Here is an 11,642-nt window from a genome sequence, read left to right as displayed (position 1 = left end):
CCATAAGAAAACCCCTGTCAGTTGGATGGGTGTCCAACTTTCAGGGGTCACTTCATTCGGGCGGTTTTTTTATGCCTAGTTGAATCAATTCCTCACGGAACTGGTTATAAAAAAGCCGGGCAATGCCCGGCTTTCGTCGTCCTAGCTGCGAAACTCGGCTTTACTTGGCCGCGTCGTAACGCTTGACCACTTCGTCCCAGTTGACCACGTCCCAGAAGGCGTTTACGTAATCCGGGCGGCGGTTCTGGTAACGCAGGTAGTAGGCGTGCTCCCAGACATCGAGACCCAGGATCGGGCTACCTTTGACCTCGGCGATGTCCATCACCGGGTTGTCCTGGTTCGGGGTGGAGGTGACCTGCAACTTGCCGTTGCCGTCGACGATCAGCCAGGCCCAACCGGAACCGAAGCGTGTCAGTGCCGCGTTGTTGAACTTCTCGACCAGGTCATCGAACGAGCCGAAGGTCGAGGCAATGTCGTCGGCCAGCGCGCCACTCGGCTTGCCGCCGCCATTCGGCGACATCAGCTTCCAGAACAGGTCGTGGTTGTAGTGACCACCACCGTTGTTGCGTACCGCGGTCGGCAGCTTGGAGATGTTCGCCATGATCTCGTCGATGGACTTGTCGTCCCACTCGGAGTCCTTGATGGCGTCGTTCAGCTTGGTGACGTAGGTGTTGTGGTGCTTGGTGTGGTGCAGCTCCATCGTCTGCGCGTCGATGGACTTCTCCAGGTCACCGTAGCCATACGGCAGATCAGGCAGTTGAAAAGCCATATCAAGATCTCCTTCTTGGTTGCTCAAACAAGGACGTCCTCCGACACATACGCCGGAGGTATCGAAAGATGGAAGAAGGATAGCAGGCCGGGCCGCAAGTGTGAGCCGCACCGGGCGAAAACCCGAGCAAAATGCTCTGTTAACGCTTCCGACCTCGTGCCAAGCCCTCTATCCCACCAACGCCATTCCCGCGAAAAGCGAGAACCCACGCTGAGGGTCATCGCCGGCCTGGATTCCCGTCTGCACGGGAATGACGGTCGTGTGCATCGGCCTGAACCGGTACACCGCGAGCACTGACTGTCAGTGCGGCGCCCAACCCAATAATCGGCCAGATGATCGCAAGCGTGTAGGAGGCGTAGAAACCGAAATGCGTGTTGATCGGCAGCAAGGCAAGGCCTGCGGCCACCACACCGACGCCGGCCGCCATCCCTCCACCGGCGCGCCACAGCACGACCAGAAAGGCAATATAGGCACCCAGGTACGCGAGCAATCCAACGAGCCCCGTGCTCACCTGCACATCCAGGGCGAAGAAATGCAGATGCATGTAGGGACGATCGGTGTAGCCCCGATCCACCGCGGCCAGCTCGTAGCCGCGCACACCCACGCCCAGCCACGGATCATCCTTGGCCACTTCCCAACCGGAAAGCCAGACATCGCCACGCTTGGACGTCGCCTGGTTGAAGCTCTCCCGGTCCATCTCGACAATCTTGCCGACCCGCTCGACGCGGTCACGCGTCTCGGGGGAAAGCGCCAGAGTTCCCGCCATCCCCACAAACACCACCGCGACCATGCCGACAATCCAATACCACCGCGGTCGATAGAACCACAACACCAGCACCCCGAAGAGCAACAGGCCGAACAGCATCAGCAACATCGCCGATCGCGAGCCGGACAGCATGATCACCGCCAGGATGGGCAGGATGACCAGCCCCCATGCCACGCAGCGCTGCATGAGCCGCCGGGTCGCCTCAAGCAACAAGGGCAGCAAGTGCGCGATCACCACGCCCATCGTCAGGTTTTCCCCGAACAGGCCGGAGAGACGAACGCCGTTATAGGGAAAGCCGAGCACGTTGTTGCCGGTGGCGAACTGCCAAAGCCCATCCAGAGCCCAGACGAACACGATCGCCAGCAACGAATAGAGAGTCACCGGCAACACATCATGCCGCAGCGCCGCCCAGACAACCGGTAATGCCGCAACCCCGAACAACGGGTAATAGATCGCGTCGCTCCACGCCCGCTCGAAATTCACCGCCCCAGGTAAAGCAAGCAACTGTGGAATCCACAGCCCCGCCACCAGGATTAGCAACCAGCGCGTCACCGGTTGCGCCCATACTTGGCGCCAACGCGTTGCCAACAGCCACAACCCAATGAACGCCAGAATCGCCAGCGGCGCGTTGGCCGACCGGCCGAAGGGAAAGACCAGGAAGGTAAGGATGGTCAGACCGACGATCGTCAGCGTGAGGCGGTCCCAACGGGCCAATACGTGAGAGAGAGATGACATGAGAGCAGATCGATACCGTAGCTAAAGGCGGGATTCTATCGCTTGAAGGGGCACCAGCCGGCCCGCAAACGAAAAGTCAGTGAAACGGCCGGTGCCGCCCACGTTGGTCAAGATCCATCGTAGGAGCGCCTTCAGCCGCAATTTCCAAACCTCCGCAACACCTTCATTCTTTCCAACAATGGTCCTCGATGCGGGCATGCGCCTGGTACCCACTGACCAATTCGGCAAGCTGTGCTCGAACCGCCGGCAAATCGGAACGCTCCATGTCGCGTTGCAGGCGGGATATCGCCTTGTCAAAGGTGCGCCATGTCAGGCAATCCTCACTGGCGCGCATGATTCGGGGGTGTTCGGTTCCGTTCACCGCCTCGCCAATCAACAACTCCTCGTAGAGCTTTTCGCCTGGGCGCAGACCGGTGTAGGTAATCTCAATATCGCCATCCGGGTTTTCCTCGTCACGCACTTCCAGGCCACTGAGGTGAATCATCCGTCGCGCAAGATGGGCGATCTTCACTGGCTCGCCCATGTCCAACACAAACACGTCACCGCCCTCTCCCATGCTCCCGGCCTGAATGACCAGCTGCACGGCCTCGGGGATGGTCATGAAGTAGCGGGTGATCTCCTGATGGGTCACCGTCACCGGGCCGCCACCGGCGATCTGCCGTCGAAACAACGGGACCACCGAGCCGCTCGAGCCCAACACGTTGCCAAACCGCACCATGCAGAATGTGGTGTCGGGATACTCCGGCTGCAACGCCTGCAACGCCATCTCCGCCAGGCGCTTGCTGGCGCCCATCACATTGGTGGGACGCACGGCCTTGTCCGTGGAGATGAGCACGAAATTCGTCACCCCGGCGTTCGCCGCCACTCTGGCCACGCTCAACGTGCCCAACGCGTTATTGGAAAGCCCCTCGATGGGATTGTGCTCGACCAGTGGCACGTGCTTGTAGGCTGCTGCGTGGTAGACCGTATCCACGGTGAACCGATCGAACAGGCGAGCCAGTCGTCGCTCGCCGAGCACACTGCCCAGGGCGGCAATTAACTCGACCGGGCCGTTGGCGACGGCCGGAATACGTCGCAGTTCCTGATCGATCTGATACAAACCGAATTCGGATAGCTCAAAAAGGATCAGGCGCGCCGCACCCTGATCCACCACCTGCCGGCACAACTCCGAGCCGATCGAACCACCGGCCCCGGTCACCAGCACGGTCTTGCCCACGATGCATTTTCCCAACAGTTCAGGACGCGGCGGCACCGGCTCCCGCCCCAGCAGGTCCTCTATATCGACCTCGCGCACCTGATCCAGCGTGGCCTTGCCGGAGAGGATGTCCTCGATACCCGGCACCGTGCGCACATGGAACGGCAGGGGTTCGAGGAAATTCAGGATCGAACGTCGGGTGGCCGCATCCGCTGACGGCACGGACAGCAGGATCGATTGCACCCCCAGCCGCTCAAGAAGTAGGGTCAGTCCCGGCTTTTTCGGATCGACCACCCGCAAACCGTCGATCTCGCGTCCATGCAGATCCTCGGCATCATCGAGGAACACGACCGGCTCATAGTCGGTACCTTTGCTGAGCATGCCCACGACTTGCTGGCCACTAGCACCCGCCCCATAAATCGCCACCCGTTCACGGCCCTTGCTGCCAGGAACAGCGCCGAGCACACGCCGCGCCAGAAAGCGCGACCCACCAACCAGCACGAACAAGAGGAGGCCATAGATAACAAAGGTCGACCGCGGCAACTCCGCCTGCGGGTGAAGCAAGAGGATGGCCAAAAGCACCAGCGTCGAGCCAGCTACGCCCATCGCGATCTGCTCGAAGGCCTTCCAGCCCAGAAAGCGCATCACCGCGCGGTAAAGCCCGAGCCGAACGAAGACGAGAATGGTGAAGGCCACCAGCCCCACAAAGGCTAGAGCGGCCCGATTGAAATCCGTGAACAGCTCGCCGTAGCGCAACGACAACGCCGCCCAGAGCGCGAAGGGGATCAAGAACAGATCGAGCGCCACCATCAACCCGCGCTTGTAGATGGACGGCAGTTCACGAAGGAGTTCTTTGAAACGAGCGATCGACGTCACTGATGTGTCTTCCGAGAGAAAAGAGCAAGCGCACGCCGCGGTTATATGTGCGTGCTCATAGAAAAGGGGATTCTGTCACATCCGGCAACGGGTGACTCGCGAAGCCGGCCTCTATCCCAGACGTTGGCCTGAAGGCCAACCCACGGAGCAAACACTTCGAGGTCTCCGTGGGTCGGGCTTCAGCCCGACAATCCGTCGGACAGGAAGGATGCAAAGGAGCCTGATCCAGACAAAAAACACTCGGCCAGCGGCCAATGTTGGACTGAAGTCCAACCCACCCGCGGCAGACCTCTCTGTGGGTCGGGCTTCAGCCCGGCAGATGGCCGGAAGGCCATCTCACATCGCCCCCCAGGTAGGTCCAGGATCACGCCACTGCCCGCGCCATCACTTCCGTTAGCACCCGACACGTCTTGGCCAGTTCGGCCTCGGTCAACGTCGGGTGGCACAAGAACATGAGACTGGTCTCGCCCAACTCGCGGGCAACCGGCAAGGACGTCTCCGGCCGCCAACCGGTCCCGTCAAAGGCCTTCTCCAGATAAACCTCGGAACACGACCCGCTCATGCAGGGCACCCCCTCATGCTGGATGGCCTGCATGATCCGGTCGCGATCCCAGCCGGACTTCAATGCCTCCGGCTCGACGAACACGTAGCACTTGTAGGCCGCATGTCCGTTCTCTTCTGGAATGTCCGGCACCCGCAGGCCATCGCACTGCCTTGCAGCTTCCCAGATCCGCCCGGCATTCGCCCGTCGTGCAGCGGTCCACGCCGGCATACGCGCAAGCTGGATGCGCCCGATCGCCGACTGCATCTCCGGCAGCCGCCAGTTGGTACCGAACGACTCGTGCAGCCAACGGAAACCCGGCGGGTGGTCGCGCTCGTAGACCGCTTCCCAGCTCTTGCCGTGGTCCTTGTAGGCCCACATGCGCTTCCAAAGTTCACCGTCATTCGTGGTGACCATGCCGCCTTCCCCGCCGGTGCTCATGATCTTGTCCTGGCAGAACGACCAGGCGCCGACATGGCCGATGGAGCCCACGCTTTGCCCCTTGTACGTCGCCCCATGTGCCTGGGCGCAATCCTCAATCACGTACAGGTTGTGCTCTTCGGCCAGCGTCATCAGCCCTTCCATCTCGCACGGCCAGCCGGCCAGATGAACCGCCATAATCGCCCGCGTGCGCGGTGTGATCTTCTCCGCCACCGTCTCAGGCGTGATGTTCTGGGAATCACGATTTACGTCCGCAAAGACAGGCACCGCTCCAGCCGTGACGATGCTCGAGACCGAGGCGAGGAATGTCCGCGAGGTAACGATCACCTCGTCACCCTCGCCAACACCGAGGCCCTTTAGCGCCAAATCCAGCGCCACCGTCCCATTGGCCAAGGCAATCGCATGATCAGTCCCGGCAAAAGCCGCGAAATCGCGTTCGAACTCGCGCCCCTCCTGCCCGGTCCAGTAGTTCACCTTGTTGGAAAGCAGCACACGCTGCACCGCCTCGGCTTCCTCCTGGGTGAAGGAAGGCCAGGGTGAAAAGGGTCCGTTCAACATGAATCAACTCGAACTTGAAAAAAAATAAGTGCCGGCATAAAGGTAGCGTTGATTTATCCGACCACCGTATGCCAGATGTATTTCAGATCGTCCTGCAACTGCCAGTTGTGGACGTACTCGCGATTGATGCGCACCTTATCCGGCCAAATCACTTCGCGGTTGTGGCGCTCCGGATCCTCCACCTCGGACAGGAGGGCCTCCTCGTCGCGGTACTTGAGCGTCGCCGGCCCCGTGATACCCGGGCGGATGGAGAGCACTACCCGATCCTCACCTTCCAGCCGGTCGGCGAAGCCGGGCACGTCCGGGCGCGGGCCGACGAAACTCATGTCCCCGACCAGCACGTTCCAGAGCTGCGGCAACTCGTCGATCTTGAACCGCCGGAAGAACGCACCCAGGCGTGTGATGCGCGCATCTCCCGATTGGGTTACCGTCGTATCGAGCCCCGGCACCTCCCGCATGGTGCGGATCTTAACTACTCGGAACGGCCGGCCATGTCGACCCACGCGCTCCTGGACGAAAAAGCCATTGCGGCGGGTGTCGATGGTCGCGGCAGCCCAGGCCAGCAGGATCAGCCACCAAGTCAGAAATAGGCCAATAGCCGAAGCAGACAAATCAAAGCCACGCTTCAGCGCGGCCTGCCCAGCGCTTAGTCCTTGCCCCCCACCCACGTCACGCATAGCCATACCGTTGTAAGGTGTCACCGACCAGCGAGGTGATCGCAGCGGCCGTGTCCTCATCGAGGGCATCGCGACCCTTGCCAACACTTCGGGGGCTCACCCCCTTCACGGCATCACCTAGTGCATCCGGGCCGAACGTCAGGCCCAATTCATCAGCAATGCGCCGCAACTCCGTTTCCGGCTTATTGACGAATGCCTCGTAAGACACGCGTGCCACCTTTCCTTCCGGCATCCGGGAGAAGGCGGCTTCCGACAGTTCCACGCACCGCTGCCACTGCAATGCACAGACCTCGGGCAACGAGTGATTAGCCAACGCCTCATCCAACCCCTTGAATTGCGGCCCCCAAAAGGCCAGGCGTTCCTCGCGGGAGATCACGCGATAAACCCGATTCCAGAGATAGCGGGAGGCATAGAAAGGAAGGTCAGACAACGGCACGAAACGCGCCTTGCGGGCGAGATAGGGAATATCCAACTCGGCCTTCCAGCGCTTTACTGCCGAACCCACGACATCCAGACCGTCACGGTAGATGAAGATATATTTCGCCTCCGGCACCACCGCATCGACGAACGGCACCCGCAACGAATTAGCGCAGGTCTTCTCCACCACCGTATGAGCGCCGTATCGGCGAGACACCCAGTCGAATTGCTTGCGGATGTAATCAGCCGCCCTAGGGGCGGCCAGATCGGCCGGGAACTCGTCCGTGGGCTCACGCACGTTGCTGTGGCGCCAGATATAGTTGATCTCGTCGCAAGGCCACGTCGCTACACCTTCGAGATCCGCCAACACGTCGCGGAGCATATTGGTGCCGGAGCGCGGTGCGCCAATAATGATTACTTTCGTAGGTTTCAATTCAGATCCTCTTCCCTTGGCCTGACAAGCAACTCTCCCCATTTTTCAAGGACTAGATCTTCCGAAAAGGCTTGTTCGAATTTTCGGGCCGCCGCCAATCGCATTCCGGGCAACAGGTGACGATTGCCTGCCAGCCCGGACAACTGGTTGGCCAGCGCTTCGGCATCACCTGGCTGAACACACAAACCGTACTCCCGGTCGCTCACGTCCTTGGCAAGCTCACTCTCAGGCTCAACCATCACAAGCAGGGGGCACCCTTGTTCCAGATACGTCATGGTCTTGCTGGGATAGGCATAGCGATACATTCCAGGCGTCAAGCTAACAAACCCCATATCGGCCCGCTGCATGGCAGCTTTGGCAACCTCGACGGGCTGATGACCGAGGAAGCGCACTCGTACTTCCAATGCGTTCGCCTTCTCCTCAAGAGCGGCTTTCGCCACTCCCTCACCCATCAGCACGAACTCAATATCCTCGCGCCCCTTGAGTCGCTCCATTGCCTCAATCACCGTATCAAGGCCCTGGAACCGACCAATGTTGCCGGCGAAGAGGACGGTGAGTCGCTCGGGGTGCCATTCAAAAGGCAACTCGTTCGGCGTTTCTCTCTCGGAAGGCAAGCTGAAATTGTTCAGAACGGAAATAGCCAAACCTGCCCCCCCCGGCCGTTCTCGGAACGTCGCTTCCATGTCCCTTGACAGCACAACGACCGGATCGGCACGACGGCAACTCCAGTTATCCAGCGCACGCAAGACGGTGAATACGGCCGGGTTGCGAAACTCACCGGAAACACGTCCGACCTCCGGGTGAATATCCATGCAGTGATAGATGAAGCGCGCGCCGGTCAACCTTGCAGCCAACGCAGCCGCAGCCCCACCCAGAACGGGAGGCGCAGTCGAAATCATGATCACGTCATAACGGCGCGTGATGGCCTTCCATAACAAAACACTGCCCAAGCGCAAGGCATTGAAAATTCGGACCAGCGGTCGCCCCGTCTCATTAGGCAACGAAAGACGTTCGACAGCGACGCCATTCAGGCCTTCGTGTCTCGGGCAGCGCTCATGCTTGAACCCGGCCTTGTAAGAAGGCTGTGACGAGAGGACATCCACCTCATGCCCCTCATCCCGCCAATGCTCGACGATCCGCCGCAGCATGGCGGCATAAGGCGGAGTGTCAGGCCAGTAATATCGGTGAACCGCCAGTACCCGAAGCCGTTTCTTTTCCTGGTCGTGTTCAGCCCCAGTCATATCGACTGAACTCACCCATGTTCCGCCACCGATTGGCCAATTTCGCGGTACCAGTAATCAGCCGCACCACACGTTCCGACGTGTTACGCACCTGATACTCCTCCGGCACCTCGCGCTCGGAACCCGAAAACACCTCACGCGAGGCAGTCGCAATCCGAACCCCGTCCAACAGCACTTCCTTGTCCAAGCCGGTGAGTGCTATCGCGCCAGTATCCAGCGCTTCCGGCCGCTCAATCGAGCGGCGCATCGTCACCGCCGGAAACTTAAGTATGGAGGCTTCCTCGCTGATCGTGCCGCTATCCGAGATGGCGCAGTAAGCATGCATCTGCAGATGGTTGTAATCCAGGAAGCCAAACGGCTTTAGGAACCGAATCGCTTCGCTTTCCTCCGCCAAGCCCAGTTTTTCAAGGCGGTTACGCGTGCGGGGGTGGGTCGAGACCACCACCGGGTATCCATAACGCTCATGCAGGGCATGCAGCGCCTCGACCACCTCTCGCAGGTTTTCGCGGCTGTCCACGTTCTCTTCGCGATGGACACTCACAATGAAGTATTTGCCCGCCTCGAGCCCGAGGGTGTCGAGCACCGATGACCTCTCGATCTGCGGGAGCATGTGCTCAAGGACCTCACGCATCGGCGACCCAGTCAAATAGATAAAACGCTGAGACAGCCCCTCGCTGATCAGATGACGGCGCGCATGTTCTGTGTACACCAGATTGAAATCCGCCAGGTGATCCACCATCTTGCGGTTGATCTCTTCAGGCACGTTTGCATCAAAACAGCGATTCCCGGCCTCCATGTGATAGGTCGGGATCTTCATCCGCTTGGCCATCAAAGTAGCGATGGCACTGTTCGTATCACCAAGTACCAGAACGGCATCGGGCCGCTCTTCCAGCAACACCTCTTCAGTCTTGATCAGTATTTCACCGAGGCTACGCCCAAGTGACGAGGTGTCCACGTTGAGAAAGTGATCTGGGCGACGCACGCCCAGTTCCTCGAAGAACACGTCGTTCAACTCGTAATCGTAGTTCTGTCCGGTGTGAACAATCTTATGCTCCACTACCTGATCCAGCGCGGCCATCACACGCGATAGCCGGATGATTTCCGGGCGGGTACCCAAAATGGTCAAGACTTTCATTGGTTCAGCACCGGCTCGAAGTAGGTATCGGGATTATCCGGATCAAAGAGTTCGTGGCTCCAGAACATCGTCAGCAATTCCTCTTCTCCGGTGTTGGTGATGCTATGCGTATGCAGCGTGGGCATATCCACATAGGCAGGTTTCTCACCGCTGACATGGAACTCTTCCACTTTGTCGTCCAGCAATCGACGGATGCGGATGACGGCTTGCCCCTTGAGCACCAGAAACCGTTCGACCTTGTTGAAGTGATAGTGATTCCCGCGCGTGACGCCCGGTTTGGTGGTGGAAAAAAACGCCTGGCCTCCATTGCGATTCTTGATCCCTTCAAAGAGAGCGCCGCGCTCGTCGCTGTGCACCTTGAGCGTTTGGGGGTAGAACGCCGGATACATAAAGCTGCGCAGGGTGTTGAATAATTGCAAATCAACGGGGTCACGCAAGTCAGGAATGATGCCGGTCGTATAGGAACGATGCATGTCAATCAGCTTGCCGGCGGCTGTGGCAACACTCATGCCACGCCCCTGAAGGCGCAGCTCGCCAGTGTGTGCTTTCTCGATCGCCGCCAAGATCTCTGCCGCGACATCCTGGGCGTGGAGCAACTCAAGTTGGCCGGAGCCATTAATCGTCGGCTCCTCGCCGTTGGCCAATTGATGGCAGAAAGTCAATACAGCGGAGTTGTAATACGGACGACCGCCTTCACCGAAAAGATGGGGCAATACCAACTCTGTATATAGGGCCTCATGGGCCTCAGCCCATTCGGCAAAAACGTGGTGCGCAGCTCGTTTGCCACGACCATAAGGGGTATCACGCTCCCGCTGGGTGCTATTGGCATAGAGGAGGTGCAGCCGGGTGCCGGTTTGATTCAAATTCTCAGTCAGCCGCTCGGCAAGCTGGCGGTTGCCGAGCTCGATCACATCGTCCTCATCCCGATTGATGCCGGCACAGTGAACCACCGCATCGGCGCCCACCAGCGCTTGCGCCAATTCATGATCATCATTAAACGACTCGCGATCGACCATGACCAAATCAACGTCGACAGACTTCTTAGATCGAAGGAGCAAGTGCAGGTGGCGGCCCAACAAGCCCCTGGCACCCGTAACAACAATTTTCATACAACCTCCCAATATCCAGGCGCAACCGGCTTTATGCTGTCAGCGCGGCACGCACTTCCGGCAGTGTCAGCAACAGCTCTTTTAGCTCATCCTTGTCGAGCTGATAGGTATTGTGCGAGTGGTAATCCTCAGTGGAGGCCTCTTCCACATCGCCTTCGGTGAAGTACTTGCTGTAGTTCAGGTCACGGTCGTCGAAACTGACACGGTAATAGTCCCCCATGTCCTCCGCGCGTCGCAGTTCCTCGCGATTGGCTAAGGTCTCATAGAGCTTCTCACCGTGGCGCATACCGATAATGCGGATCTCGTTGTTTGCCTCGAACAGATCAAGGAGAGTTTCCGCCAAGAGTTTCACGGTACAGGCCGGCGCTTTCTTGATGAAGATGTCGCCTTGGCGGGCGTGATGGAAAGCAAAATTGACCAGATCTATTGCGTCTGGAAGAGAAAGCATAAACCGGGTCATGCTTGGCTCAGTGAGACTCAGCGGCTTTCCTTCCTGGATCTGCTTGATGAACAGCGGTATCACCGAACCACGAGAACACATGACGTTCCCATATCGAACGCAAGAAATCGTCGTCTCACCTTCGCCAAGTTGGCGACTGGCCGCCTGGGCGGTCTTTTCCATCATGGCTTTTGACATGCCCATCGCATTGACCGGCATCACCGCCTTGTCGGTACTGAGGCAAACCACGCTCTTTGAATCGCCCCCGGTTTTCTAGACACTCGCGAGCCGGTTGAAATAGCGCTTCTCG

General features: G+C 59.2%; 10 protein-coding genes. All 10 read right to left on the bottom strand.

The features are described from left to right. Positions 1-160: 160 nt before the first annotated feature. The 10 genes from D5687_RS10790 to D5687_RS10745 all read right to left on the bottom strand — a co-directional run bounded on the left by D5687_RS10790 (position 161) and on the right by D5687_RS10745 (position 11,581). Positions 161-769 (bottom strand): superoxide dismutase, encoded by a 609-nt coding sequence (locus D5687_RS10790; RefSeq protein WP_125199786.1) that lies wholly within the window; start codon positions 767-769, stop codon positions 161-163. A gap of 217 nt (positions 770-986) precedes the next feature. After that, positions 987-2,249 (bottom strand): O-antigen ligase, encoded by a 1,263-nt coding sequence (locus tag D5687_RS10785; protein ID WP_204742192.1) that lies wholly within the window; start codon positions 2,247-2,249, stop codon positions 987-989. Positions 2,250-2,433: 184 nt separating this feature from the next. Continuing rightward, the gene (locus D5687_RS10780) at positions 2,434-4,341 is read right to left on the bottom strand and encodes a nucleoside-diphosphate sugar epimerase/dehydratase (protein WP_204742191.1); all 1,908 of its coding nucleotides are present in this window, start codon (positions 4,339-4,341) and stop codon (positions 2,434-2,436) included. 364 nt (positions 4,342-4,705) lie between these two features. Beyond that, positions 4,706-5,881 carry a DegT/DnrJ/EryC1/StrS aminotransferase family protein gene (locus D5687_RS10775; RefSeq protein ID WP_125199784.1) on the bottom strand — a complete coding sequence of 392 codons (1,176 nt, stop codon included), beginning with the start codon at positions 5,879-5,881 and terminating at the stop codon, positions 4,706-4,708. A 53-nt stretch (positions 5,882-5,934) separates the two neighbouring features. Continuing rightward, the gene (locus D5687_RS10770; RefSeq protein ID WP_125199783.1) at positions 5,935-6,564 is read right to left on the bottom strand and encodes a sugar transferase; all 630 of its coding nucleotides are present in this window, start codon (positions 6,562-6,564) and stop codon (positions 5,935-5,937) included. Further along, a complete protein-coding gene (locus tag D5687_RS10765; protein WP_240031490.1) occupies positions 6,551-7,408 on the bottom strand; it encodes a sulfotransferase in 858 nt (285 codons plus the stop codon). Before D5687_RS10765 ends, D5687_RS10770 begins: the two co-directional genes overlap by 14 nt. Then, positions 7,405-8,664: a glycosyltransferase family 4 protein gene (locus D5687_RS10760; protein WP_204742190.1), complete on the bottom strand. Its 1,260-nt coding sequence runs from the start codon at positions 8,662-8,664 to the stop codon at positions 7,405-7,407. Before D5687_RS10760 ends, D5687_RS10765 begins: the two co-directional genes overlap by 4 nt. Further along, on the bottom strand, positions 8,636-9,784 hold the full coding sequence (wecB, locus tag D5687_RS10755; protein ID WP_125199781.1) for a non-hydrolyzing UDP-N-acetylglucosamine 2-epimerase: 1,149 nt from the start codon (positions 9,782-9,784) through the stop codon (positions 8,636-8,638). The genes D5687_RS10760 and wecB overlap by 29 nt, the downstream gene beginning before the upstream one ends. Next, a complete protein-coding gene (locus tag D5687_RS10750; protein WP_125199780.1) occupies positions 9,781-10,893 on the bottom strand; it encodes an NAD-dependent epimerase/dehydratase family protein in 1,113 nt (370 codons plus the stop codon). Before D5687_RS10750 ends, wecB begins: the two co-directional genes overlap by 4 nt. Positions 10,894-10,924: 31 nt before the next feature. Further along, complete coding sequence (locus D5687_RS10745; RefSeq protein ID WP_240031489.1) at positions 10,925-11,581, bottom strand: polysaccharide biosynthesis protein; 657 nt, start codon at positions 11,579-11,581, stop codon at positions 10,925-10,927. Positions 11,582-11,642: the final 61 nt, after the last annotated feature.

Source organism: Guyparkeria sp. SCN-R1 (genome assembly GCF_003932495.1).
Taxonomy (GTDB): Bacteria; Pseudomonadota; Gammaproteobacteria; order Halothiobacillales; family Halothiobacillaceae; genus Guyparkeria.
Note: the sequence above shows the minus strand (reverse complement) of the source record. Positions and strands in the feature narration are given on the sequence as shown.